Consider the following 24,381-nt stretch of genomic DNA (forward strand, 5'->3'; position numbering starts at 1 on the left):
ATAGGGCAACTGTGCAGAGGGGGTATTCTTTGATACAGCTGTTGGTGGTGATGCTGTTGGTTTCGATATTGGCGACGTAAGATATTAGGCCGTCTGAAAGATACTTAAGATTAGCTTTCAGACGGCCTTGTTATAAGATGAATTTTTGATATTGGCGTACTTTTTTAAATACAGATAAAATCCCTGCTAATTATTTATAACAATATTTTAGGATACACAGTGCTTGCTTTGGATTATTGTCATCAAAAGGTTGCCGAAAGCCATTCCAGTTTTTTATCCGGCTTTCGTTTTTTATCGGTAGAAAAACGGAATGCGATCACTGTTTTATACGCTTTTTGTCGCGAACTAGACGATGTAGTTGATGGCTGTACCGATCCAAATGTAGCTCAGATAACGTTGAACTGGTGGCGCAGTGATTTGGAGAAAGTGTTTAATAATGAGATGCCTGAGCATCCCGTTCATCAAGCTTTAAAAGATATTCGGGCAAATTTTGATTTGCCGAAGAATGAATTTGAAGCTTTGATTGATGGCATGCAGATGGATTTGGAGCAGGCTCGTTATGGTAGTTTTGATGAATTAAAGCTGTATTGCCACTGTGTTGCAGGGGTAGTGGGGTGCCTTATTGCGCGGATTTTAGGTTTTTCCAATCCAAAAACTTTGGAATATGCGGACAAAATGGGCTTGGCTTTGCAGTTGACGAACATTATTCGTGATGTGGGCGAAGATGTGCGACAGGGAAGAATTTATCTGCCGATAGAGGAAATGCAGAAGTTTGATGTTCCTGCCAACGTAATTATGCAGTGCAAACCGACAGAAAATTTTGCAAAATTGATGCAGTTTCAAGTGAATAGGGCGCGTGAAACTTATCGTGAAGCGATGTTGCTTTTGCCGGCTGAGGATAAGAAATCGCAGAAAGTCGGCCTGATTATGGCGGCTATTTATTATGCGTTGTTGAATGAAATTGACCGTGATGGTGCGCAAAATGTGTTGACTTATAAAATTGCGATTCCTTCTCCCCGTAAAAAACGTATTGCTTTGAAAACTTGGCTGTTTGGATTTAAACCATGAATACTAAGCGTCCAAAAATTGCCGTGATTGGTGCCGGTTGGGCAGGTTTGTCTGCGGCGGTTTCCCTGATTCATCGAGCTGATATTTCTTTGTTTGAGGCTGGGAGACAGGCAGGCGGTAGGGCGCGTGCCTTGTCTGGGAAAGATGATGGATTCAGCTTTTTGGATAATGGGCAGCATATCTTGTTGGGTGCGTATCATGGTGTTCAAACTTTGATGCAACATATTGGCGTTCAACCTGAATCAGCCTTTTTACGCCAGCCTTTGCGATGGTATATCCATGAAGGATTACAATTTCAGACGGCCTCTCTGCCTGCGCCTTGGCATTTGCTTGTCGGTATCCTGCGTGCGAAAAATCTTTCTTTTTCATTGAGAATCAAATTGCTGTCGGATATGTCGGCATTGCAACGTTGGGCTGCTCATCATAAAACCGATTTGACGGTTGCGAAGTGGTTGAGAACACGAAATATTCCCCGCAGCCTGCTTGGCCAATTTTGGCAACCTTTGGTCTGGGGTGCTTTAAATACGCCATTAGAACAGGCATCGTTGCGCATTTTATGTAATGTATTGAATGATGGCGTGTGGTCTGAAAAGGCGAACAGCGATTATCTTTTGCCTAAGCAGGATTTAGGGCGGATCGTAGCCGAACCGGCTTTGGATTTCTTACTCACGCATGGTGCAAAAATACATCTTGAAACCCGTATTACACATTTAAACCATCATATCGATGGCCGAATTGAAATCAATGGCGAAGTATTTGATGCGGTAGTTTTGGCTGTTGCTCCATATCATGTTGACGCGCTTTTGCCTGAAGATACGCCTGACTATATTCAGACGGCCTATCAATCGTTGCATTACCATGCGATTACCACGGTTTATTTGCGTTATGCCCAAGCAGTCAAACTGCCTGCACCTTTAACCGGATTTGCCGATGGTACGGCGCAATGGGTGCTGCGTCGGGGGGCATTGGGTTTACTGGATAATGAAGTTGCGGTTGTTATCAGCGTTTCCGATTGCACTGAGGCTTGGAAGGATAAAGATTTGGCCGAGAAAGTTCATGCGGACATTAAGCGGGTTTGTCCGGATTTGGGTAAGCCTGAAGCCGTACGCATTATTACGGAAAAACGCGCGACTACGGCGACAACGGTTGATTTTGTACAACCTGATTTCTCATGGCTGCACCATCGCCGTATTTATCCGGCCGGCGACTATCTCCATCCTCGCTATCCGGCAACATTGGAAGCTGCAGTTCAGTCAGGCTTTGCCGCGGCTGAAAAGCTTATGCTGGATTTGCGGGTTGAATAAACTGAGGCCGTCTAAATGTTCAGACGGCCTTTTTGACTTTACAAAACTTACCAAGCCGATACAATATCTGAAACCATAAAGTTCAAGGAAAAGTCATGACGACATTAGCGAACAAAACCATCTTGATTACCGGCGCATCCCAAGGTTTGGGCGAGCAGGTTGCCAAAGCCTATGCGGCTGCCGGAGCGACTGTCATTTTGGTGGCGCGTCATCAAAAGCGTTTGGAAAAAGTATATGATGCCATTGTGGCTGCGGGCAGCCCTGAGCCGTTTGCCATCTGCTTTGATTTGATGAGTGCAGAGGAGAAAGAGTTTAAGCAATTCGCGGAAACTATTGATGAAGCAACCGGCGGAAAATTGGATGGCGTGGTGCATTGTGCCAGCTATTTCTATGCCTTGTCGCCATTGGATTTCCAAACTGTATCGGAATGGGTCAACCAATACCGTATCAACACCGTTGCGCCTATGGGCTTGACCCGTGCGCTGTTCCCATTGTTGAAGCAATCCGAAGACGCTTCTGTGATTTTTGTCGGCGAAAGCCACGGCGAAAAACCGCAAGCCTATTGGGGCGGTTTCGGTGCCTCCAAAGCCGCGCTCAATTATTTGTGTAAAGTGGCCGCGGATGAGTGGGAACGTTTTGACAACCTGCGTGCCAATGTTTTGGTGCCGGGTGCCATCAATTCGCCACAACGTATCAAATCTCATCCGGGCGAATCGAAAAGCGAACGTAAAAACTACGAAGATGTCCTGCCGCAATTTATTTGGTGGGCAAGCCAAGAGAGCAGGGGGCGGACAGGCGAAATCGTCTATCTGTAAATCTACCTGCTCAGAGTGGTTTGAAAACATGAGGCCGTCTGAAATCTATATTTTCAGACGGCCTTTAACTTATTGAGTTTTATATCTAAATAATATGAAAGTTTGATGTTTGGACATGTTAGCAGGCAAACATCAGGCTGGCACAAAATTAGATATAGTAATCTAAGTTATAGTTATATTGGATAAATATGACGGAATTTGACTTTATCAGACAATATTTGCAGCGACAAAAATCGGAAGGTCTAATTTTAGGCATAGGGGACGATGCCGCTATTATTCGCCCAAGTAACGGATTTGATTTATGTTTTAGCGCTGATATGTTGGTCAAAGGCAGACATTTTTTTGAAGATGTTTCGCCTGAAGATTTGGCATGGAAAATGCTTGCAGTAAATTTATCCGATATGGCCGCTATGGGTGCCAAGCCGCGTTGGGTGTTGCTCAGTGCTGCGTTGCCTGAATTGAATCAAGACTGGCTCAAACGGTTTTGCGATAGCTTTTTTGCTTTGGCCGCGCGTTTTGATACGGTGTTGATTGGTGGCGATACCACCAAAGGCGATTTGGTCTTTAATGTAACGATAGTAGGTGAAGTTCCGACAGGGTGTGCCCTGCGGCGTGATGCGGCCGAAGTCGGCGACGATATTTGGGTATCGGGTCGGTTGGGTTTGGCTGCCGCTGCGTTGAACAAACATCTTGGGCATTATCAATTGCCGTCTGAAATCATGGCAGTTTGCGATGATAAATTGCTCCGTCCGGAACCGCGCGTTTCATTGGGTCAGGCATTGTTGCCGTTTGCCCATGCCGCGCAAGATGTTTCAGACGGCCTGGCTCAAGATGTGGGGCATATTTTAAAAGCCTCTGCTGTCGGGGCGGAAATATTTGCCGATTGTGTGCCGTCGTTGCCTGAATTGAAAAACGTTTTGTCGCGCGAACAATGGTTGTCGGCAGTATTGGCCGGCGGCGATGATTACGAACTGATTTTTACTGCTGCTCCAGAAGACAGGGAACGCGTTTGTCAGGCAGCGGAACAAAGTGGCGTACCGGTCGCCCGAATTGGTAAAATTACTGACTCAGGCCGTCTGAATATTTTGGATGCCGAAGGCGGCGTATTGGAACTGACTTCTTTAGGATTTGATCATTTTGGCTGAACGTAAACCTACTTTTTCTTGGCTGTTGCACAAACCATTGTGTTTTTTAGGATTCGGTTTCGGCAGCGGCTTATCGCCGGTTGCGCCGGGTACGGCCGGAACGCTGGCAGCATTACCTCTGGCTTTTGTATTGTGCCTGTTGGGCATAGACGGCTGGATATTGCTTTTATTGTGTGTCGCCCTGTTTTTCTGGGGTATCCGCATTTGCGGTTATACCGAGAGGGAACTGGGCATTCAGGATTACGGCGGTATCGTTTGGGATGAAATTGTTGCGATGCTGTTGGTGCTGTCGCTGATTCCGTTTAAGTGGAGCTGGTGGCTGGCCGCTTTTGTTATTTTCCGCTTGTTTGATGCGTTGAAACCATGGCCGATCAAATGGTTTGACCGGCGGATTCATGGAGGTTTAGGCATTATGCTTGATGATTTGATTGCGGCTGCGATGACCTTGATGGTCTTAGGCCTGTTTTATTGGATCGCGTGATACGTTTTAAGTGTTTCGACCCTTTGCAAAAATAGGGCGGACACGCCGGAATTATCCGGATTGAAATAAAATAAATACCATACGGGGTAAACAATTATGAATGAAATCGAGATTAACGTGGAGCCGCGTTATATGGCCGGTCAGAGCGACGTCTATCGCGATCGCTATGCCTTCAATTATCTGATTACCATCTGCAACCGCAGTGATGAAATCATTACTTTGCGTCAGCGTTTTTGGGAAATCACCGACGGACACGGTGAGACAGAGCAGGTCGGTCATGCCGGCCTGATTGAAGAGCAACCTGTTTTGTACCCGGGCGAAGCCTATGAGTACAACAGCGGTTCGCAAATCAGCACGCCTTGGGGCAGCATCGAAGGCGCGTATGAGTTTGAAGACAGCATCGGCAAACGTTTCGTTATCGGGGTGCCGAAGCTTGAATTCAAAGCAGGCTTTACTTTGCAATAGACCGTCTGAAAAATGAAAAACCGGAACATGCGAAATGTTCCGGTTTTGTTTTTTCAGACGGCCTTATCAGTCTTTGCAAGGCTGTACCAATACCCACGGCGCCACGACAACCGCCCACATTTCCTGCTTATCCGATAAAAATGTGCGCGCCATATCATCGCTGATGGCACCGAATTTGCCTTGTTCCATCCAATGTTTCAATGGCGCGGCTTCATCTTCGGCAACATGGCGGGCGACGGCAATCAAATCCAAATCAGGTGCTACATAGACGGCGGCACCGCGTGCGAAGTGGGGTTGCAGCTCTTCCCATGAAATGCGGGCAGTTTCGGTATTGAGTTTTTCGTTTAAGAGTGGAATAGACATAGGGCAATCATCAAATAAAAAATGGATTGTAACCGATATTCGGCCTTTTGCCCGATGCCGTCTGAAAACGAAAGAAATTTACAGGGTTAACGTTATACAGTATCATTTTAATGTTTTAATTTTCTTTCAGACGGCCTGTTGTCCGTATTCGGGCAAGGGCGGTTTTAGGCTTATGAATTCTGTATTGTTGACCGGATTGCTGCAAAGGCTGCTGATTGCGCTTGCCGCATTGGCGGCGTTGTGGGCTGTATATTTTTGGGCGGTGTCGCCATGAGTATCGTGGTGGAAAATCTGACGGTCAGCTATCAGCGCAGGCCGGTGGTGCACCATGTGGATATGGTGTTTGAAGATGGCAAGATGTGGACGATTTTCGGGCCGAACGGCGCGGGCAAATCGACCCTGCTCAAAGCCATTATGGGCTTGCAGAAGACGGACACGGGCAGCGTGCGCTATGAAAATATGGCGCGCAAGAACATTGCCTATTTGCCGCAGCAGTCGGATATTGACCGCAGCCAGCCGATGACGGTGTTTGAACTGGCGGCGATGGGGCTGTGGTATGAAATCGGATTTTTTGGACGCGTAAACGCGGAGCAGAAAAAGCGCGTGATGGCGGCGTTGGAACGCGTCGAAATGCAGGATTTTGCCACGCGCCAAATTGCGCATTTGTCCAATGGCCAGTTCCAACGCGTATTGTTTGCGCGGATGCTGGTGCAGGATGCCAAATTTTTGCTGCTGGACGAACCGTTTAACGCGGTAGATGCGCGGACGACTTATGCGCTGTTGGAAGTTTTGCGCCAGTGCCATCAGGACGGTCAGGCTGTGATTGCCGTGTTGCATGATTACGAGCAGGTGAGGGCATATTTTGCCAACACGCTGCTTTTGGCGCGTGAAAAAGTGACTGCCGGTGCGACTGAAAATGTGTTGACCGATGAGTTTTTGGCACAGGCAAACCGAATGATGCAGAAACAGGAAGCGGCCGATTGGTGCGCGGTTTAATGGACAAGGCCGTCTGAAAGTAAGTATTTTTCAGACGGCCTAAGGCTTTCAGAGATTAATAAAAAAGCGATAAAACATGGATTTATATGAGTTGGTCGTCGCGCCGTTCGCCGAATTTGACTTTATGCGCTATGCCCTGGCATCGATTTTCTGCCTGGCATTGAGCGCGGCGCCTGTCGGTGTGTTTTTGGTGATGCGTCGCATGAGTTTGGTGGGTGATGCCTTGAGCCATGCGGTTTTGCCCGGTGCGGCCATTGGTTATATGTTTGCCGGCTTGAGTTTGCCTGCAATGAGCGTCGGCGGTTTTGCAGCCGGTTTGCTGATGGCTTTGTTGGCCGGTTTGGTCAGCCGGTTTACTTCATTGAAAGAAGATGCAAACTTTGCCGCATTTTATTTGAGCAGCCTCGCCATCGGTGTGGTTTTGGTCAGCAAAAACGGCAGCAGCGTCGATTTGCTGCATTTGCTGTTTGGCTCGGTGTTGGCGGTGGATATTCCGGCTTTGCAGCTGATTGCCGTTTCTGCGAGTGTCACTATTTTGCTGATGGCGGTCATGTTCCGCCCGCTGGTGTTGGAAAGCATAGACCCTTTGTTCCTCAAGGCTGTCGGCGGCAAGGGCGGCTTTTGGCATGTGCTGTTTTTGGTGCTGGTCGTGATGAATCTGGTTGCGGGTTTTCAGGCATTGGGTACGCTGATGTCGGTCGGTTTGATGATGTTGCCGGCGATTACCGCCAGACTGTGGGCAAAAAGCATGGGTTGGCTGATGATTTTGTCGGTCGCATTGGCTTTGCTTTGCGGCTTGGCAGGACTGTTGTTTTCCTACCATATCGAAATCCCGTCCGGCCCGGCGATTATTTTATGCTGCGGCACGCTTTACCTGATTTCCGTCGTGTTCGGTTGGGAAGGCGGCATTTTGGCAAAATGGCTGCGCCGCAAGAAACACCGCACGGCATGATTTTTCAGACGGCCGCTTGAATAATCAGGCGGTCTGTTTTATGATGATGTTAATGTTACGTTATATCACTGGAGAGAATATGAAACATTGGAAACTCGGCATCGTTGCCGCATTATTGACCGGTGCCGCTTATGCCGCTCCGCTGCCTGTTGTTACCAGCTTCAGCATTTTGGGCGACGTGGCCAAACAGATTGGTGGCGACCGTGTGGCCGTTCAAAGCTTGGTGGGCCCCAACCAAGACAGCCATGCCTACCACATGACCAGTGGCGACATCAAAAAAATCCGCAGTGCCAAATTGGTATTGCTCAACGGTTTGGGCTTGGAAGCCGCCGATGTACAGCGTGCAGTCAAACAGAGCAAAGTTCCTTTCGCCGAAGCGACCAAAGGCATTCAGGCTTTGAAAGCAGAAGAGGGCGGCCATCATCATGACCACGATCATGAAGGCCATCATCACGATCACGGCGAGTTTGACCCGCACGTTTGGACCGACCCCGTCCTGATGGGTACTTATGCGCAAAACGTTGCCAATGCGCTGATTCAAGCCGACCCTGAAGGCAAAACCTACTATCAGCAACGTTTGGGTAACTATCAAATGCAGCTGAAAAAACTGCACAGCGATGCGCAGGCTGCCTTTAATGCCGTACCTGCCGCCAAGCGTAAAGTCTTGACCGGACACGATGCGTTTTCTTACATGGGCAAACGCTACAATATTGAATTCATCGCCCCTCAAGGCGTGAGCAGCGAAGCCGAGCCGTCTGCCAAACAAGTGGCTTCCATTATCCGCCAAATCAAACGCGAGGGCATTAAAGCCGTCTTTACTGAAAATATCAAAGACACGCGCATGATTGACCGTATTGCCAAAGAAACCGGCGTTAATGTCAGCGGACGTTTGTATTCCGATGCATTGGGTGGCGCACCGGCAAACAGCTACATCGGCATGTACCGCTACAATGTCAAAGTTATGACCGATGCCATGAAAAAATAAAGCGGCTTAAGGATAAAGGCCGTCTGAAACCTTAAAAACAAGGTTTCAGACGGCCTTTTATATGCTTATTTTTGAAATAAACCGTCAAATTTAGAATATAAAAATAAAATTTGTGCTATTGAAAGTTTAATTATCAAAAATTCATGCTAATTTGCCTGGTAAGTACGCACCATCCGTGCGAATTGCTTATCGGCTGTCCGTCAGCCACTCACGGCTTGACTTCACCCTGTTACAATTCGGCATCTTCACGTTTCTTAATATTACATCATGAGCAACCATTCGTCTTGGTCATCCAAAATCGGCTTTGTGCTTGCGGCGGCAGGCTCGGCCATCGGTTTGGGTGCAATTTGGAAATTCCCTTATACAGCCGGTACCAACGGCGGCGCCGTATTCTTTCTTTTATTTTTGATTTTCACTATTTTGGTAGCCTTGCCGGTTCAATTGGCCGAGTTTTACATCGGCCGTACGGGCGGTAAAAACGCCATTGATTCCTTTAAAGTATTACGTCCGGGTTCGCAGTGGCCGTGGGTTGGCCGCATGGGCGTGGCCGCATGTTTTATTTTGCTGTCGTTTTACAGCGTGGTCGGCGGCTGGGTATTGAACTACGTCGTGCACAGCTTTACCGGCGAAATTTACGTTGGCGCAGACTTTAAGGCACTGTTTGAAAATACGATTTCGTCACCATTTGGCTCGCTATTTTACCAAGGCTTGTTCATGCTGATTACTATTTGGGTGGTCAAAGGCGGCGTTTCAGACGGCATTGAAAAGGCAAACCGCGTGTTGATGCCGGGTTTGTTTATCCTCTTTATCGCGCTGGCTATTCGTTCACTGACCTTGCCCGGTGCAATGGACGGCGTGGCATTTTTGTTGAAACCGGATTGGTCGTATTTGAAACCCGGCACGATGCTGACTGCTTTGGGACAGGCATTTTTTGCCTTGAGTATCGGCGTGTCCGCGATGATTACCTATGCTTCGTATTTGGGTAAAGATCAGGATATGTTCCGTTCCGGCCATATGATTATGTGGATGAACCTGTTTGTATCGCTGCTGGCCGGTTTGGTGATTTTCCCTGCGGTATTTGCCTTCGGTTTTGAACCCGGCCAAGGCCCTGGTTTGATTTTTGTCGTGCTGCCTGCGGTTTTCATGAAAATGCCGATGGGTACATATTTGTTTGCCGTGTTTATGCTGTTGGTTGTCTTTGCCACGCTGACTTCCGCGTTTTCCATGCTGGAAACCGTTATCGCGGCAACCATCCGCCAAGACGAGAAAAAGCGCAGCAGCCATGCTTGGGTAACCGGCATTGCGATTTTTATAGTCGGTATTCCTTCAGCGCTGTCTTTCGGTGTATGGAGCGAGTTTAAAATTTTCGGCAAAACCATTTTTGATTTGTGGGATTTTATTATTTCCGCCGTCATCATGCCGATTGGCGCATTGAGCGTTGCCGTGTTTACATCATGGGTTCAGGACAAACAGTCTGTCTTGCGCGATGCAGGCATGGGCAGTACCATTCCGAAACAGCTGCTTTATCTGTGGCTGGGTGCGCTTCGCTATCTTGCGCCGATTGCGATTATTGTGGTGTTCATCAACTCTTTGGGTTTGATTTAATCCGATAGTGAGCAAACAGTCCGGCGTTGCATTGCTTCGCCGGACTGTTTGTTTAAAAACATCATTAAAAATATTAAGGCCGTCTGAAAATTTTTCAGACGGCCTTTTTATAGATGCGCGAGGCTGATTAGAACTTCGCTTGCAGTCTCAGCCATGCAGTACGGCCGGGTTCGTTCACGCGCATGGTTTGTGTACCGGCAGAAGGGTCGCCGCCGCGGCTGACGAATTCAGCATAGGTTTTGTTGAACACGTTGTCCACGCCGCCTTGCAATGTGGCGTATTTACTGAATTTCCAACCGGCATTGAGCGAGAGTACGCCAAAGCCCGAAGAAGCGCCGATGTCTTGGCCGACGATATTGCCTTGGCCTTTGCTGTAACGGTTTTGTTTGGCTACGACGCGCCATAATGCGCCCGCGCTGAATTTGCCGTTGTCAAAGGCGAGGGTGTTGTTCCACTCGAGCGGCGGCGTTTGTGCCAAAGGTTTGCCGTCGGTACGGTTTTTGCCGTGGGTGTAGGCGAGGCTGGTGCCGACTTCCCAGTTAGGCGCAAATGTCCATTTGACTTCGGCTTCGCCGCCAAAGCGTGAAGCGTTGATGTTGCGTACGTTGAAATTCATGCCTTGGCGCTCCATCATGATGAAGTCTTTGATGTCGCTGCCGAATACGGATACAGACGCGTGGAGGTTAGGACGTTTCCAGATTACACCAGCATCGATTTGGCGGTTTTGCTCTGCGCGGATGGCTTTGTTTTCAGAGCGCAGGCGTTCCCAGTAGTCAGGCGCACGTTCGGCAATACCGAAGCCGGCATAGTATTTCAGGCCGTTGTCCGTATTTCTTTCCCAGCGCAGGAAGCCTGAGTTCAAATTGAATTTTTGATGTTTCAAAACGGGGTCGGTCACGCGCGCGGTATCGTAATGCGCTTTGACTTGGTCATGGCGCAAACCTGCTACCCAGCGTTGATTGTCGGTTTGCTGCCAAGAGGCTTCGGTGAAAATACCCCATTGTTTGAAACTTTGGTTGGGCATATAAGGCTTGTGGCTGTAACCGTCGCCGCCACGCTCATGACGCGCGACGTGGACGTCATCCAAATAATCCAAACCGGTTTGCAGGTTGAGCTTGTCCCAGTCGAAAGTGGCTTTCAGACGGCCTGTATCGGTATTGCGTTTAGGGTTGTTGGCATTTTTAATCTGCTTGCCGGCAGGATTGTAGATGGTACGCAGGCTGTATGTGTCCATCACGTGGTCGATTTCGCTTTTACCGTAGCGCAGTTCCAATTCGCTGAACCATGGTGTGAGGTTGCGTTGGGTAAAACGTATGTTCCACGCATCACGGTCGAATTTGCTACCGTCCATCATACGGTCGGCGTAGGCAACCTTGGCTCTGCTGCGTTCGTATGTGCCGGCAATGGTGGTGTTTTCTGTCGGAGTAACACCCAGTTGTAACATTTGGCTGTCGCGTTTGAAGTTGGAGTGAATGCGGTTGCCGTCGCCGTCTTTGTAATCGTCGGCTTCGTTATGGGAGATATTGGTACGGACATAGCCGTATTTGCCGCCAAACTCGGCTTCCAGCGAGCCGTCAAGGCGGTCGTTGCTGCCTGCTGTCAGAGTGGCATTGATGTTGTAAGGTTTTTCAGTGAAATCAGGATCTTTACGGATAAATTGCACTGAGCCGCTGACCAAACCCATGCCTTGGGTAACGGTTTGTGGGCCTTTGGTGACCACGACTTTATCAAATGAATTTGGGTGGATATAGGCGGTCGGCGGGTCCATGCGCATACCGCAACCGCCATAAATAAACTGGTCGTCGGCATTGACGGAGAGGCGCGAGCCGCCCAAACCACGGAACAGCGGATCGCCCGAGCTGCCGCCTTTGCGGATGATGCTCATGTTGGGCACGGATTGTAAAAGGTCTGCCCCGTCTCCGGCAGGGAGGGGTTGCAAAGCAGCTTTGGGGTTGAAAGTAACGCGATTGGCTTTTTCTTGTTGTGTGCCGGTGACGGTGACAGGGGAAAGGGTAACCGTTTCTTCAGGTGTAGGATCGGTATCTGCCCATGCTTGGGATACGGCTAAGGCAATGGGTAAGATAAGTAATGGTGGGTATTTCATATCGTTTCTCTCTATTATTAGGAATTATGTTAACTAATACCTAAGTATTATATATAAAGTCTAGTTAAATAGAAGCAGTGGGATTTTAATCTAAATCAATATTTTCAGATTTTGGGCGCATAGGTTGTTTATTAAGATTGGTCATACCAAAATATTGATTTGAAGGCATTGGTGAGGTTACTTGATAAAAATGAATGTGTTTGAATTAAACTGCTTGCGATGGAGAGAATGGCATTTCTTGACGAAAAAATAGGGGATTGATTAGAATGGGCGGCCAATTGGTCAATCCAATTTATGGCCGTTTGAATACAACTGTCCTTCAATCATCAGGAATACAACATGACGAAATTGGTTCGTCCGCAAAAAATCAGCGATCAGGTCTTAGCCGTTTTGGAAGAACGTATCGCGACCGGCATTTATGAAGAAGGCAGTAAATTGCCTCCCGAACGTACGCTTGCGGAAGAATTCGGCGTATCGCGTCCGTCAGTCAGGGTGGCATTGAATATCTTGATTGCCAAGCAGGTTTTGGAAGCGCGGCAGGGCGATGGCTATTATGTTTCCGTCAAGCCGCAGCAGGATTTTTTACAAAGCTGGCAGGAGTTGCTCGGCAAACATACCAATTGGGAAACAGACGTTTTCGATTTCAGCTGTCACGTTGAGGGCTGTATGGCGGCACTAGCTGCCGAAAGACGGACTGACACCGATTTGAAACGCATTGATTTCTGGCGGCAGAAGTTTGAAACGGCCTGTGAAAGCGGAAATTTGGAGCATCAAGCCGAAGCAGACGTCAGCTTCCATCAAACCATTGCCGATGCCGCACACAATATCCTGTTCAGCCACCTTTCCAGCAGCCTGTTGAAAATGCTTTATCAGCAAACACGCAGCGGCATTATCTATATCCATCAAACCGAAGACCCGCGCCCGACACTGATTGCCCAGCACCGCGCTATTTTTGAAGCCATTGCCCAGGCTAAACCGGCCGAGGCTGCTGAAGCGGCCAAACTGCATTTAAATTATGTCGCCCGCCGCATTTTGCAGGACAGGGAATATCAAAGCCGCAGCGAGCATGCGGACGTATTGGCGCAAAATGATTTGAAACGGGTGGATTGGTAGCGTTTAAAAATAATCAGGCCGTCTGAATTTTTCAGACGGCCTGATTTTGCAAATAAGACCTTTTAGTGACACAATCTTCCTCATTCTGTCTAAAAACAAAGGAAGCACCATGTACCGTCATGTCGAGTATTATCCGGGTGACCCGATTTTGAGTTTGGTTGAAACCTTCAAGCGCGACGAGCGTTCTGAAAAAGTCAATTTGAGCATAGGCATTTATTTTGATGACGAAGGCAGAATGCCGGTTTTGGAATCTGTCCGCCGGGCAGAAGCAGAGCGTGCGGCCGTACCGCGACCATCGCCTTATCTGCCGATGGAAGGTTTGGACACTTATCGGAGTGCTGTTCAGCGTTTGCTGTTTGGGCAGGATAATCAGGCGCTGGCAGAAGGGCGCGTTGCAACCATACAGACTTTGGGCGGTTCGGGGGCGTTGAAAGTCGGTGCCGACTTTTTGCACCGTTGGTTCCCCGATGCAAAAGCCTATGTCAGCGATCCGACTTGGGACAACCATAAAGGCATTTTTGAAGGCGCAGGTTTTGAAGTGGGGACGTATCCTTATTACAACCCTGAAACCGTCGGCGTGAAATTTGAAGAAATGACTGCGTTTTTCAAAACATTGCCGGAAAACAGTATCTTGATTTTGCACCCTTGCTGTCAAAACCCGACTGGCGTCGATATGTCGCAAGCGCAATGGGATGAAGTGTTGGATATTATCAAAACGCACAAGCTGATTCTGTTTATGGATATTGCCTATCAAGGTTTCGGCGAGGATTTGGACAGCGATGCTTATGCGATTCGTAAAGCCGTCGAAATGGGACTGCCTTTGTTTGTCAGCAACTCTTTCTCGAAAAACCTGTCGCTGTACGGCGAGCGCGTCGGCGGTTTGAGCGTAGTGTGTCCTAATAAGGAAGAAGCAGAGCTGGTGTTCGGACAGTTGAAATTTACCGTCCGCCGCATTTATTCCAGCCCTGCCGCGCATGGTGCATACATCGCTTCTGATGTGATGAACAGCAATGATTTGCGTGCTTTATGGGAAAACGAGGTTTACGCCATGCGCGACCGCATCCGTGCCATGCGTCAGAAACTTTATGATGTTTTGACGACCAAAATCCCCAATCGCGATTTCAGCTATTTCATCAAACAGCGCGGCATGTTCAGCTATACAGGCCTGACCATAGAGCAGGTACACCGCCTGCGTGACGAGTTTGCCGTTTATCTGCTGGATTCAGGCAGGATGTGTGTGGCAGGATTGAATGCATCGAATATCGATTATGTGGCGGAAGCATTTGCCAAAGTGTTGCAATAGCCGTTCAATCTGAAATTGAATGTAGTTTTATTTGAAGTAAATCAAAAGGCCGTCTGAAAAATTTTCATCTTTCAGACGGCCTATTTATAATTGGCGCACCCAACAGGGATCGAACCTGTGACCTCCAGCTTCGGAAACTGACACTCTTCCAACTGAGCTATGGGTGCGAAAGCCGTAAGGTTAACGCATATTGGCTTTATTGGCAAAGTTTATCTTGAAAGTGTCTGAAAGTGGCATTGGCGGTCACTTTTTTGCATAGCTGGAATAATCAATTAACTACAAAGGCTTAGCAGAATTTAGATGGCCTTTTGAGGATTTTTGCGTATCTTTTTCTCAAGATGGATTGGAAAGCCTTTGCGAATTCAGTATAATCCAGCAAAATATTGTTAACTGCGTTTAACACATAAACTATAACTTACAGCACAACCTAACCTAACGGCGAGGCCTACCAAATGAAACAACTCCGCGACCACAAAGCCCAAGGCTCTGCATTGTTCACCCTTGTGAGCGGTATCGTTATTGTTATTGCAGTGATTTACTTCCTGATCAAACTGGCGGGAAGCGGTTCATTCGGCGATGTTGCCGAAACAACCGAAGCTGCGACTCAAACCCGTATCCAGCCAGTCGGCCAACTGAAATTGGGCGATGGTATTCCAGTCGGCGAGCGTCAAGGCGATCAGATTTTCAACAAAATCTGTATTCAATGTCACGCGGCGGACAGCATCGTCCCCAAAGCGCCTAAATTTGAAAACAAAGGCGATTGGGCACCTCGCATTGCCCAAGGTTTCGATACCTTGTTCCAACACGCTCTGAACGGTTTCAACGCAATGCCTGCCAAAGGCGGTGCAGCTGATTTGACCGATCAAGAATTGAAGCGCGTCATTACTTACATGGCCAACAAAGCCGGCGGTACTTTCCCTGATCCTGATGCCGCAGCTCCTGCCGATGCAGCCGCTTCCGGTGAAGCCGCTTCAGCTCCGGCGGCTGAGGGTGCGGCTCCTGCAGAAGCCCCTAAAGCAGATGCGGCCAAAGCAGATGACAAAGGTGCGGCAGCTCCAGCAGCCGGTGGCGCGGACGGCAAAAAAGTTTACGAAGCCAACTGCCAAGCATGTCACGGCGGTGCGGTTCCCGGTGTTCCTCATGTAGGTAAAAAAGAAGACTGGGCTCCTCGTATCAAACAAGGTAAAGACACCCTGCACAAACATGCAATCGAAGGCTTTAACGCAATGCCTGCCAAAGGCGGTAACGGTAGCCTGAGCGATGATGAAGTGAAAGCTGCAGTTGATTACATGGCTAATCAGTCTGGTGCTAAATTCTAAGATTTGATTTTGAATCTCGAATAGAAGGCGCATTCTGCAAAAGGATGCGCTTTTTTCGTGCAGGAAATCCGGATCTTGCTATAATACTGAAGTAGTAAATTATTCTCATGATCAAGGGGCGTCTGAAAGATTCAGACGGCCTTCGAATACAATCAAGATTCTTTTAAAGAAGTTCAACAATATTCACATACGACAAAACAATCACGGAGTTATCTCATGGCAAAAAAATATTTCGGTACTGACGGTGTACGCGGCGAAGTCGGTCAGTTTCCTATCAATCCTGATTTTGTCCTGAAATTAGGCTATGCGGCAGGTCAGGTTTTGGTGCAGCACGAAGGCGAAATCAAACCAACCGTCTTGATCGGTAAAGACACGCGTATTTCAGGCTATATGCTGGAAGCTGCGCTGATTGCCGGTTTTACCGCCGCCGGTGTCAATGTTATTCAAACCGGCCCTCTGCCGACTCCGGGTGTAGCGTATTTGACCCGCGCTTTGCGTTTGTCTGCCGGTGTGATGATTTCTGCTTCCCACAATGTTTATTCCGACAACGGCATTAAATTTTTTGCCGAAGGCGGTGTGAAGCTGAGCGATGAAATCGAGTTGGAAATCGAAGCCAAAATCGATGAGGAAATGAAAACCCAGCCGTCCAGCCGTCTTGGCCGTGCGCGCCGGATTAATGGTGCGGATGATCGCTATATCGAGTTCTGTAAATCCACTTTCCCAAGCCATTTGGACTTGCGCGGTCTGAAATTGGTGGTCGATACCGCCAATGGTGCGGGCTATGCAGTTGCGCCTAAAGTATTCCACGAATTGGGTGCGCAAGTAGTAAGCATCGGTGATGAGCCAAACGGCTACAACATCAATGAGAAATGTGGTGCGACCCATCCGAAAGCTTTGCAAGCGGCTGTGTTGCAAAATGAAGCCGATTACGGCATTGCCTTGGATGGCGATGGCGACCGTTTGATGATGGTTGACCGCAATGGCAAAGTGTATGACGGCGACAGCCTGATTTATGTGATTGCCAAAGCACGTGCGCACGAAGGCGTGGAAATCGGCGGCGTAGTGGGTACAGTGATGACCAATATGGCGATGGAAGTTGCTTTAAAAGAGCAGGGCGTTGACTTCTGCCGCGCCAAAGTGGGCGACCGCTATGTGTTGGAACAGCTTCATCAACGCGGTTGGCTGATTGGCGGCGAAGCCAGCGGCCATATTTTGTGTATGGACAAACACAATACCGGCGACGGCATCATTTCTGCGCTGCAAGTTTTGGCTGCACTGCAAACCTTGAATCAAGACCTTGCCACCGTTTGCGCCGATTGGCAGCCGTATCCGCAAACCATGATCAACGTCCGCATCAAAAAAGGTCAAAACTGGCAGGACGCTTCCAAAGAGGCTTTGGCTGAAGTGGAAAAAGAACTCGAAGGTAAAGGCCGCGTGGTCTTGCGTGCATCCGGTACTGAGCCTGTCGTGCGCGTGATGGTGGAAGCCAAGCAGGCAGACTGGGCGAAAAAAGGCGCAGAAAAAATTGCCGCTGCCATTCAAGGTCAAAAGTAACAGTGTGTTTGATATTGAATTGAACTAAATAAAAGGCCGTCTGTTGTTCAGACGGCCTTTGTGTTTTATTGGAAGCTTAGTTGCTCAAGACATCAACGCCTTTAGGAGGCGTAAATTTGAACATACCGCTGGAAAGGTTAGGCTTGGTGTTCAAACCGCTGAAGCTGATGCTGGTTTGGTTGCCGAAGCTGTCTTTCAGCTGCATGGCGGCGAGGTTGTCGCCTTTGAAGCCGATGCGGATGTATTGGTAGCCGGCGTTGTTTTTCTTAGGCGTAGCCAAAACGTAGTCGATACCGTTGGCAGAACCGTCTTCTTTCAGCGTGTAGCTGCTGTCCAATGCTGTTTTGTTGGAAAGGATGGCGGCAGGGCTATCACCGATGGTTTGGTCTTGTGAGGACTTGGTTACTTGCGCCAAATCTACGTCATAGAGCCAAATGGTTTTGCCGTCGCCAACGATGGTTTGTTTGTAGGGTTTGGTGTATTCCCATTTGAACAAGCCAGGGCGCAGGATTTTGAATGTACCGTGTGTGGTTTGGGTTTTCTTTTTGCTGTGAACGGTTTGGCTGAAGTTGCCGCTGATACCGTCAGCGTCATTATTGAATTTTTTCAGGGCATCCACTGCGCCGGCTTGTGCAAAGCCGATGGCTGAAGAAAGCAGCGCGGCAGCGGTCAGGGTGAACAGTCGGGTAGTTTTCATGTTTTGGTTCCTTGTTCGGAGAGATGGGTTCAGTATAGACGTTATGGTGTAACAGGCAAGGGGCTGAATGGAGGGTTTAATTTGTGTAAATATGAAAAATCCAATCAAGTGACTGAAATAATTTCATTTCTTCAGACGGCCTGCATTTGGTTTTGACGTTTTTTTAATGAAGCACACGATGGTTTGGTGTGGTATTTAATGTCATTTTACGGAAAGCGTGAAATTATAGTCTTTCTGTTTGCTTTTTAAAACGGTTATAATATTTATCTTTTTAAAACAATGGTTTTGTATGTATCTGAATCCTTATCCTTTATTGGAACAGGCTTTGCTGTCGGACAATCCGGATGAAAAGGGAAGGTTGACGCAGGCCTTGTTTGCGCAGTTGGGCGAGGCGGAAGGTTTGACGGCTGAAGCGTCGAAACCTGTGGATTGCCGTTTTGCCGGACATCCGCTCCGTCCGCGTTTGGTTGCCCCTTCGGAAGTCACGCCGCGCAAGATGAATACGGTCGAAGGCTATTCGGCCATGTTGCACGCGATTGCGCACATTGAATTTAATGCGATTAATCTGGCTTTGGATGCGGCGTATCGTTTTCGCAATATGCCGTTTCAGTTTGTATGCGATTGGGTAAGGGTGGCAAAAGAAGAAGTGTTTCACTTTGGCTTAATGCGTGGCCGTCTGAACAGCTTGGGCTACGATTACGGCGATTTTGAAGCGCACGGGCACTTGTGGGATATGGCATATAAAACCGCTTACGATCCCTTGTTGCGCATGGCTTTGGTGCCGCGGGTATTGGAAGCGCGCGGTTTGGATGTCACGCCGGGTATTCGTGCAAAAGTGGCACAGCGTGGCGATGTAGAAACCTGCGATGTGCTGGATATTATTTATCGCGATGAAGTAGGGCATGTCGCCATCGGCAATCATTGGTATCAGCATCTTTGCCGTGAGCGCGGTTTGGAACCGGTTGCCTTATTCCGCAGCCTGATTGCGCGTTACGATATGTTTATCTTCCGCGGCTACGTCAATATTGAAGCACGGGAACGTGCAGGATTCAGCCGTTTCGAGCTGGATATGTTGGAAGATTTTGAGAAAAGTTTGAAACAGGATAAAAAGGCCGTCTGAAAAGGTAAAACCATCATGGCACATCATCACGATCATTCGCACGCGCATACTCATACCGCCAATAAACAGGTATTGCGTATTTCATTTTTCGTCATTGCCGGATTTATGCTGGTTGAGGCGGTTGGCGGCTGGCTGACCAACTCTTTGGCCCTGCTTTCCGATGCGGGGCATATGTTCAGCGATGCGTTTTCGTTGGGCGTGGCATTGTGGGCATTCAAACTTGGCGAGAAACAGACCACGCTGCAAAAGACATTCGGTTACAAGCGTTTTGAAATTTTGACGGCGATGTTTAACGGATTGTCGCTGGTGTTGATTGCGGCAATGATTTTTTATGAAGCAGTCAAACGATTGTTTTATCCGCCGGAAATTTTGACGGGCGGCATGTTGGTGGTCAGTATCATCGGATTGCTGGTCAACATCGGCGTCGCCGTTTATATGTTGAAAAATAGCGATACCGAAGAAAACGTCAATATGCGCGGTGCGTATCTTCATGTAATCAGCGATTTGTTCGGCTCGATAGGGGCGATTGTCGCAGCAGTGCTGATAATGGCGTATGGCTGGCAATGGGCGGATACAGTTGCCAGCGTATTGGTGGCGGCTTTGGTAGGGCGCAGCGGCTGGACGCTGTTTAAACAGACTTTGCACATTTTGATGGAAGGCGCGCCGGAAAACATCCATACTGATGAGTTGCTCAGCGTGATCCGCAATACGGAAGGCGTAAAATCCGTTCACGACTTGCATGTTTGGACAATTACCAGCAATATCCACGTTTTATCCTGCCATATTGTCGTAGATGGCAGCATGACGGTTGCCGAATCCGAACAAATCGCCTACCGCATCGAACATGAATTGGAGCATCACAACATCGGGCATTGTACGATTCAGATTGAAAGCGAACGGCATCCGCATAAAGATGAAGTTTTGTGTTCGCAGGAAATGCACGAACACCATCACCATTAACCATATTCAGGCCGTCTGAAACTTGTTGGATTGTTCAGACGGCCTTCTAAAATCATCAAAGGAACACTTATGACCCAAGCCGTATTATTCGACCTTGACGGCACGCTTGCCGATACCGCACTTGATTTGGGTGGCGCGCTCAACACGGTATTGCGCCGACACGGTTTGCCAGAAAAAAGCATGGATGAAATCCGTCCGCAGGCCAGTCATGGTGCGAGCGGTTTGCTCAAGCTTGGTGCAGGCATTACGCCCGACCATCCGGACTATATGCAATGGCGCAAAGAGTTTTTGGATGAATACAGCCGCTGCTATGCCGACCAAACCATCTTGTTCGACGGCGTAAACGAAATGCTGGAAGCCTTAGTCCAACGCGGTATCCAATGGGGCATTATTACCAACAAGCCCATGCGCTTTACTGATGTCCTCGTGCCTAAGCTCGGGTTTGCCGTGCCTCCTGCCGTTATTGTCAGCGGCGATACTTGCGATGAACCCAAGCCCAGCGTGAAGCCTATGTTTTATGCGTGCGAACAGATGGGTGTCGAAGCGCAGCGATGCTTTTATGTCGGCGATGCCGAGCGCGATATGCAGGCAGGCAAGAATGCCGGGATGACAACCGTGCTTGCCGATTGGGGCTATATTTCCGCCGAAGACCAAACCGAAAACTGGCTTGCCGATTTCCGTATTGCCACGCCTTTGGATTTGTTGGCAATCTTGCGTTAAAACCCTGTAATAATCCGTTTTCAGACGACCTGAAACGGCGTAAAATTACATAAATTTGTATTTTTTCAACCGTTTTACTACTTGTAAAGAGAAAAATCATGTTCTTCAAGCATATCGAAGCTGCTCCTGCTGATCCGATTTTAGGTTTGGGCGAGGCGTTTAAAGCCGAAACCCGTCCGGAGAAAGTCAATCTCGGTATCGGCGTGTACAAAGACGCATCCGGCGCGACGCCTATTGTCAAAGCCGTCAAAGAGGCTGAAAAACGCCTGTTGGAAAGTGAAACAACCAAAAACTACCTGACCATCGACGGCGTTGCCGACTACAACGAGCAAACCCAAATTCTGCTGTTTGGTAAAGACCACGAAATCATTGCCAGCCGTCGCGCCAAAACAGCGCAAAGCCTTGGCGGTACAGGTGCATTGCGCATTGCGGCCGAATTTGTCAAACGCCAGTTGAACGCGCAAACCATCTGGATTTCCAATCCGACTTGGCCAAACCACAATGCCATCGCCAAAGCGGTCGGTATCCAAGACAAACCTTATCGCTACTATGATGCCGCCAAACATGGTTTGGATTGGGACGGCATGATTGAAGACTTGAGCCAAGCGCAAAAAGGCGACATCGTCCTGCTGCACGGCTGCTGCCACAACCCTACCGGCATCGACCCTACGCCCGAACAATGGGAAACTTTGGCAAAACTTTCTGCCGAAAAAGGCTGGTTGCCACTGTTTGATTTTGCCTACCAAGGCTTCGGCAATGGCTTGGAAGAAGATGCCTACGGCTTGCGCGTGTTCTTGAAACACAATACAGAATTGCTGATTGCCAGCTCTTATTCCAAAAACTTCGGTATGTACAACGAGCGTGTCGGTGCGTTCACTTTGGTGGCCGGAGATGAAGAAACAGCAGCCCGCGCCCACAGCCAAGTCAAAACCATCATCCGCACCTTGTATTCCAACCCGGCTTCACACGGTGCGAACACCATTGCGCTGGTGTTGAAAAATGATGATTTGAAAGCACAATGGATTGCCGAACTCGATGAAATGCGTGGCCGCATCAAAGCCATGCGCCAAAAATTTGTCGAGTTGCTCAAAGCCAAAGGTGCAACCCAAGATTTTGATTTCATTATCGAACAAAACGGTATGTTCTCTTTCAGCGGCTTGACTCCCGAACAAGTTGACCGTTTGAAAAACGAGTTTGCCATTTATGCCGTCCGCTCCGGCCGCATTAATGTTGCAGGTATTACCGATGACAACATCGACTACCTGTGCGAAAGCATTGTGAAAGTCTTGTAATTGTCGAATTAAAGGCAAAGGCCGTCTGAATCATTCAGACGGCCTTTATTTTTGACTTGTAAGCTTATCCGGCAACTGCGTTCATTCCCCAATAAATCATGGCATAGCGCAGCAGTTTGCCTGTAATCAGAATGATGGCGCAATGCAAAGCATTGAGCCTGAGCCAGCCTGCGGCAAGGGGGAGTGCATCGCCGATAATCGGCAACCATGCGAACAATAGCGGCCAAATCCCCCATCTTTGTATACGCGCCAATACTTTTTCAGACGGCCTTTTCTTGGCCGGAAACATTCTGCCCATGTAATACGAAACCATACTGCCCAAGCCATTCGCCAAACCGGCACACAAACATGCGCCGAGGGCATGTTGCGGATATTGGTACACAAATGCGGCGTATGCCGCCTCGGATGTACCCGGAAGTAGTGTGGCTGAAGTGAAAGCAGAAGCAATCAGGGCAAGGTAAGCGTAAAGAGGGGGCATGTTTTGAGTTGCATCAAGTGATATTGTAAAAAAGAAATAATAGGTTTAATAAGAGGATTATGCCTTTATTTTTTAATCTAATAAAAGATAAATCCAATATTATTGAAATTTTTAAAATTAAACGACTGAAGGATAATGTAGTCGGCTGTTAGAAAATAGTTTTCAAAGTGACGGATTATCAGTATGATACGGGCGGCTGTTAATGGGTGTTAAGTTTAATGAACTGATTCAAGCTCATTTTTCCAGCAAATCTTAACAAAACGAAAGGCAAATCATGTCTGCGCATTCACAACAAAATCATACTCCTGCACTGGTTGTCCTAACCACACTCTTTTTCATGATGGGTTTCATTACCTGCATGAACGATATTTTGATTCCGCATTTGAAAGATATTTTCGACCTAACTTATGTTCAGGCGATGCTGATTCAATTCTGTTTCTTTACCGCTTATGCGATTATGTCGATTCCGATGGGCTATTTGGTCGGCAAAATCGGCTATAAAAACGGCGTGATTAGCGGCTTCGTATTGACCGCCATCGGCTGTCTGCTCTTCTATCCTGCAGCCGGTAGTCATTCTTATGCAACTTTTTTGGGTGCATTGTTTATTTTGGCTTCAGGTGTAACCCTGTTGCAAGTAGCGGGTAACCCTTATGTGACTTTGCTGTCCAAACCGGGTAAAGAATCTGCAACACTGACTTTGGTTCAGGCATTTAACTCTTTGGGTACGACCATTGCTCCGCAAATCGGCGCATTCCTGATTTTGGCTGATGCAACACAAACTGTCAGCAAAGCCGAGCAAATTTCTTCTGTTCAAATTCCATATTTAGGTTTGGCCGGTCTGCTGATTATTTTGGCTGTATTCGTCAAAATGATTCGTCTGCCTAACGCAAACAAAATTGCTGAAGAAGAGAGCGAACACAACCATGATGGCAAACACAGCGTATGGCAATACCGTCATTTGGTTTTTGGTGCGGCCGGTATTTTCTGTTATGTCGGTGCGGAAGTATCCATCGGTTCTTTATTGGTCAGCGTGTTGGGCTATCTGAAAGGTTTGGATCACGCATCTGCCGCGAAATATTTGTCGTTCTACTGGGGCGGTGCAATGGTCGGTCGCTTCTTAGGCTCTGCTATCATGGCAAAAATTGCGCCTAACCGCTATTTGGCATTTAACGCTACTGCTGCTGTTGCCTTGTTGGGCGTTGCTATGTTGGCAGGTAAAGCCAGTGCAGATGTTGCAATGTGGGCATTGTTGGCCATCGGCTTCTTCAATTCGATCATGTTCCCAACCATTTTCTCTTTGGCAACCAAAGGTCTGGGTCGATTTACCAGCAGCGCTTCCGGCGTATTGTGTACTGCGATTGTCGGCGGTGCGGTTGTGCCTGTGGTACAAGGTTGGGCAGCGGATACTTACGGTTTGATGATTTCTTTCGTTGTATCAGCGATTTGTTATGTCTATATCGTCTTCTTTGCTATAAAAGGCTACAAAGCTGATGAATAATCTATCCTGATAACAGGCCGTCTGAAACCTTATGGGATTTCAGA

General features: G+C 48.2%; 24 protein-coding genes and 1 tRNA gene. 20 read left to right on the top strand and 5 right to left on the bottom strand.

Annotated features, from left to right (window positions below; all coding sequences use genetic code 11):
- Positions 1-11: 11 nt before the first annotated feature.
- From ACTHTK_RS07770 to apaG, 7 genes are all read left to right on the top strand, one after another.
- The gene (locus ACTHTK_RS07770) at positions 12-80 is read left to right on the top strand and encodes a prepilin-type N-terminal cleavage/methylation domain-containing protein (RefSeq protein WP_107723650.1); all 69 of its coding nucleotides are present in this window, start codon (positions 12-14) and stop codon (positions 78-80) included.
- A 139-nt stretch (positions 81-219) separates the two neighbouring features.
- A complete protein-coding gene (gene hpnD, locus ACTHTK_RS07775; protein WP_107722942.1) occupies positions 220-1,068 on the top strand; it encodes a presqualene diphosphate synthase HpnD in 849 nt (282 codons plus the stop codon).
- Positions 1,065-2,372 (top strand): hydroxysqualene dehydroxylase HpnE, encoded by a 1,308-nt coding sequence (gene hpnE, locus ACTHTK_RS07780; protein WP_107722943.1) that lies wholly within the window; start codon positions 1,065-1,067, stop codon positions 2,370-2,372. Before hpnD ends, hpnE begins: the two co-directional genes overlap by 4 nt.
- Before the next feature lie 95 nt (positions 2,373-2,467).
- A complete protein-coding gene (locus ACTHTK_RS07785) occupies positions 2,468-3,187 on the top strand; it encodes an SDR family oxidoreductase (protein ID WP_003682583.1) in 720 nt (239 codons plus the stop codon).
- Positions 3,188-3,375: 188 nt separating this feature from the next.
- Complete coding sequence (gene thiL, locus ACTHTK_RS07790; protein WP_107722944.1) at positions 3,376-4,332, top strand: thiamine-phosphate kinase; 957 nt, start codon at positions 3,376-3,378, stop codon at positions 4,330-4,332.
- Entirely contained in the window at positions 4,325-4,813 is a 489-nt protein-coding gene (locus ACTHTK_RS07795) for a phosphatidylglycerophosphatase A family protein (protein ID WP_199903839.1), read from the top strand. Before thiL ends, ACTHTK_RS07795 begins: the two co-directional genes overlap by 8 nt.
- A 96-nt stretch (positions 4,814-4,909) precedes the next feature.
- On the top strand, positions 4,910-5,278 hold the full coding sequence (gene apaG / locus ACTHTK_RS07800; protein WP_003682575.1) for a Co2+/Mg2+ efflux protein ApaG: 369 nt from the start codon (positions 4,910-4,912) through the stop codon (positions 5,276-5,278).
- Between the two features lie 66 nt (positions 5,279-5,344).
- Here apaG and ACTHTK_RS07805 read toward each other — a convergent pair whose 3' ends face one another.
- Positions 5,345-5,641: a DUF2288 domain-containing protein gene (locus ACTHTK_RS07805; RefSeq protein ID WP_440378134.1), complete on the bottom strand. Its 297-nt coding sequence runs from the start codon at positions 5,639-5,641 to the stop codon at positions 5,345-5,347.
- A gap of 270 nt (positions 5,642-5,911) precedes the next feature.
- On the opposite strand from ACTHTK_RS07805, the gene ACTHTK_RS07810 reads away from it, so the two are divergent.
- The 4 genes from ACTHTK_RS07810 to ACTHTK_RS07825 all read left to right on the top strand — a co-directional run bounded on the left by ACTHTK_RS07810 (position 5,912) and on the right by ACTHTK_RS07825 (position 10,179).
- Positions 5,912-6,637 carry a metal ABC transporter ATP-binding protein gene (locus ACTHTK_RS07810; RefSeq protein ID WP_199903840.1) on the top strand — a complete coding sequence of 242 codons (726 nt, stop codon included), beginning with the start codon at positions 5,912-5,914 and terminating at the stop codon, positions 6,635-6,637.
- Positions 6,638-6,713: 76 nt separating this feature from the next.
- Positions 6,714-7,589: a metal ABC transporter permease gene (locus ACTHTK_RS07815; RefSeq protein ID WP_107722948.1), complete on the top strand. Its 876-nt coding sequence runs from the start codon at positions 6,714-6,716 to the stop codon at positions 7,587-7,589.
- A 79-nt stretch (positions 7,590-7,668) separates the two neighbouring features.
- Positions 7,669-8,574, top strand: a complete 906-nt coding sequence (locus tag ACTHTK_RS07820; RefSeq protein ID WP_049331107.1) for a metal ABC transporter solute-binding protein, Zn/Mn family — start codon at positions 7,669-7,671, stop codon at positions 8,572-8,574.
- A 267-nt stretch (positions 8,575-8,841) separates the two neighbouring features.
- Complete coding sequence (locus ACTHTK_RS07825) at positions 8,842-10,179, top strand: sodium-dependent transporter (RefSeq protein ID WP_440378135.1); 1,338 nt, start codon at positions 8,842-8,844, stop codon at positions 10,177-10,179.
- 127 nt (positions 10,180-10,306) lie between these two features.
- On the opposite strand, the gene ACTHTK_RS07830 is transcribed toward ACTHTK_RS07825, so the two are convergent.
- A complete protein-coding gene (locus tag ACTHTK_RS07830) occupies positions 10,307-12,283 on the bottom strand; it encodes a TonB-dependent copper receptor (RefSeq protein WP_440378136.1) in 1,977 nt (658 codons plus the stop codon).
- Between the two features lie 339 nt (positions 12,284-12,622).
- Between ACTHTK_RS07830 and ACTHTK_RS07835 the strand changes: the two genes are divergently transcribed.
- Together ACTHTK_RS07835 and ACTHTK_RS07840 are read left to right on the top strand one after the other, a co-directional pair.
- Positions 12,623-13,396 (top strand): FadR/GntR family transcriptional regulator, encoded by a 774-nt coding sequence (locus ACTHTK_RS07835; protein WP_101756112.1) that lies wholly within the window; start codon positions 12,623-12,625, stop codon positions 13,394-13,396.
- A gap of 109 nt (positions 13,397-13,505) precedes the next feature.
- Positions 13,506-14,699, top strand: a complete 1,194-nt coding sequence (locus ACTHTK_RS07840; protein ID WP_107722951.1) for an amino acid aminotransferase — start codon at positions 13,506-13,508, stop codon at positions 14,697-14,699.
- Positions 14,700-14,790: 91 nt separating this feature from the next.
- Here the strand turns inward: ACTHTK_RS07840 and ACTHTK_RS07845 are convergent.
- Positions 14,791-14,866 (bottom strand) — tRNA-Arg (locus tag ACTHTK_RS07845).
- A 285-nt stretch (positions 14,867-15,151) separates the two neighbouring features.
- Here ACTHTK_RS07845 and ACTHTK_RS07850 point away from each other — a divergent pair.
- Positions 15,152-16,018 carry a c-type cytochrome gene (locus ACTHTK_RS07850; RefSeq protein WP_107722952.1) on the top strand — a complete coding sequence of 289 codons (867 nt, stop codon included), beginning with the start codon at positions 15,152-15,154 and terminating at the stop codon, positions 16,016-16,018.
- Between the two features lie 216 nt (positions 16,019-16,234).
- Complete coding sequence (gene glmM, locus ACTHTK_RS07855) at positions 16,235-17,572, top strand: phosphoglucosamine mutase (protein WP_004520640.1); 1,338 nt, start codon at positions 16,235-16,237, stop codon at positions 17,570-17,572.
- 76 nt (positions 17,573-17,648) lie between these two features.
- Here the strand turns inward: glmM and lolA are convergent, their stop codons facing one another.
- Complete coding sequence (lolA, locus tag ACTHTK_RS07860; protein ID WP_003682545.1) at positions 17,649-18,269, bottom strand: outer membrane lipoprotein chaperone LolA; 621 nt, start codon at positions 18,267-18,269, stop codon at positions 17,649-17,651.
- Positions 18,270-18,558: 289 nt separating this feature from the next.
- On the opposite strand from lolA, the gene ACTHTK_RS07865 reads away from it, so the two are divergent.
- The 4 genes from ACTHTK_RS07865 to ACTHTK_RS07880 all read left to right on the top strand — a co-directional run bounded on the left by ACTHTK_RS07865 (position 18,559) and on the right by ACTHTK_RS07880 (position 22,361).
- Positions 18,559-19,389: a ferritin-like domain-containing protein gene (locus ACTHTK_RS07865; protein WP_440378137.1), complete on the top strand. Its 831-nt coding sequence runs from the start codon at positions 18,559-18,561 to the stop codon at positions 19,387-19,389.
- 15 nt (positions 19,390-19,404) lie between these two features.
- Positions 19,405-20,349 (top strand): cation diffusion facilitator family transporter, encoded by a 945-nt coding sequence (locus tag ACTHTK_RS07870; RefSeq protein WP_440378138.1) that lies wholly within the window; start codon positions 19,405-19,407, stop codon positions 20,347-20,349.
- Positions 20,350-20,418: 69 nt separating this feature from the next.
- Complete coding sequence (locus ACTHTK_RS07875) at positions 20,419-21,069, top strand: HAD family hydrolase (RefSeq protein WP_314460676.1); 651 nt, start codon at positions 20,419-20,421, stop codon at positions 21,067-21,069.
- Between the two features lie 98 nt (positions 21,070-21,167).
- Positions 21,168-22,361: an amino acid aminotransferase gene (locus ACTHTK_RS07880; RefSeq protein WP_440378139.1), complete on the top strand. Its 1,194-nt coding sequence runs from the start codon at positions 21,168-21,170 to the stop codon at positions 22,359-22,361.
- 64 nt (positions 22,362-22,425) lie between these two features.
- Here the strand turns inward: ACTHTK_RS07880 and ACTHTK_RS07885 are convergent, their stop codons facing one another.
- On the bottom strand, positions 22,426-22,839 hold the full coding sequence (locus ACTHTK_RS07885) for a YqaA family protein (protein ID WP_036493788.1): 414 nt from the start codon (positions 22,837-22,839) through the stop codon (positions 22,426-22,428).
- Positions 22,840-23,113: 274 nt separating this feature from the next.
- Here ACTHTK_RS07885 and ACTHTK_RS07890 point away from each other — a divergent pair, with 274 nt between their 5' ends.
- Positions 23,114-24,337: a sugar MFS transporter gene (locus tag ACTHTK_RS07890; RefSeq protein WP_107722957.1), complete on the top strand. Its 1,224-nt coding sequence runs from the start codon at positions 23,114-23,116 to the stop codon at positions 24,335-24,337.
- The last annotated feature ends 44 nt before the right edge of the window (positions 24,338-24,381 follow it).

This window comes from Neisseria sp. P0006.S009 (assembly GCF_051962915.1).
GTDB lineage: Bacteria > Pseudomonadota > Gammaproteobacteria > Burkholderiales > Neisseriaceae > Neisseria > Neisseria subflava_E.

Coding starts and splice junctions, on each gene's coding strand:
- ACTHTK_RS07885 (WP_036493788.1), bottom strand. CDS start 22,839: ATGCCCCCTCTTTACGCTTACCTTGCCCTGATTGCTTCTGCTTTCACT.
- ACTHTK_RS07840 (WP_107722951.1), top strand. CDS start 13,506: ATGTACCGTCATGTCGAGTATTATCCGGGTGACCCGATTTTGAGTTTG.
- glmM (WP_004520640.1), top strand. CDS start 16,235: ATGGCAAAAAAATATTTCGGTACTGACGGTGTACGCGGCGAAGTCGGT.
- ACTHTK_RS07825 (WP_440378135.1), top strand. CDS start 8,842: ATGAGCAACCATTCGTCTTGGTCATCCAAAATCGGCTTTGTGCTTGCG.
- hpnE (WP_107722943.1), top strand. CDS start 1,065: ATGAATACTAAGCGTCCAAAAATTGCCGTGATTGGTGCCGGTTGGGCA.
- ACTHTK_RS07820 (WP_049331107.1), top strand. CDS start 7,669: ATGAAACATTGGAAACTCGGCATCGTTGCCGCATTATTGACCGGTGCC.
- ACTHTK_RS07880 (WP_440378139.1), top strand. CDS start 21,168: ATGTTCTTCAAGCATATCGAAGCTGCTCCTGCTGATCCGATTTTAGGT.
- ACTHTK_RS07810 (WP_199903840.1), top strand. CDS start 5,912: ATGAGTATCGTGGTGGAAAATCTGACGGTCAGCTATCAGCGCAGGCCG.
- thiL (WP_107722944.1), top strand. CDS start 3,376: ATGACGGAATTTGACTTTATCAGACAATATTTGCAGCGACAAAAATCG.
- ACTHTK_RS07865 (WP_440378137.1), top strand. CDS start 18,559: ATGTATCTGAATCCTTATCCTTTATTGGAACAGGCTTTGCTGTCGGAC.
- ACTHTK_RS07850 (WP_107722952.1), top strand. CDS start 15,152: ATGAAACAACTCCGCGACCACAAAGCCCAAGGCTCTGCATTGTTCACC.
- ACTHTK_RS07875 (WP_314460676.1), top strand. CDS start 20,419: ATGACCCAAGCCGTATTATTCGACCTTGACGGCACGCTTGCCGATACC.
- ACTHTK_RS07890 (WP_107722957.1), top strand. CDS start 23,114: ATGTCTGCGCATTCACAACAAAATCATACTCCTGCACTGGTTGTCCTA.
- ACTHTK_RS07785 (WP_003682583.1), top strand. CDS start 2,468: ATGACGACATTAGCGAACAAAACCATCTTGATTACCGGCGCATCCCAA.
- ACTHTK_RS07835 (WP_101756112.1), top strand. CDS start 12,623: ATGACGAAATTGGTTCGTCCGCAAAAAATCAGCGATCAGGTCTTAGCC.
- ACTHTK_RS07805 (WP_440378134.1), bottom strand. CDS start 5,641: ATGTCTATTCCACTCTTAAACGAAAAACTCAATACCGAAACTGCCCGC.
- lolA (WP_003682545.1), bottom strand. CDS start 18,269: ATGAAAACTACCCGACTGTTCACCCTGACCGCTGCCGCGCTGCTTTCT.
- ACTHTK_RS07870 (WP_440378138.1), top strand. CDS start 19,405: ATGGCACATCATCACGATCATTCGCACGCGCATACTCATACCGCCAAT.
- ACTHTK_RS07815 (WP_107722948.1), top strand. CDS start 6,714: ATGGATTTATATGAGTTGGTCGTCGCGCCGTTCGCCGAATTTGACTTT.
- apaG (WP_003682575.1), top strand. CDS start 4,910: ATGAATGAAATCGAGATTAACGTGGAGCCGCGTTATATGGCCGGTCAG.
- ACTHTK_RS07830 (WP_440378136.1), bottom strand. CDS start 12,283: ATGAAATACCCACCATTACTTATCTTACCCATTGCCTTAGCCGTATCC.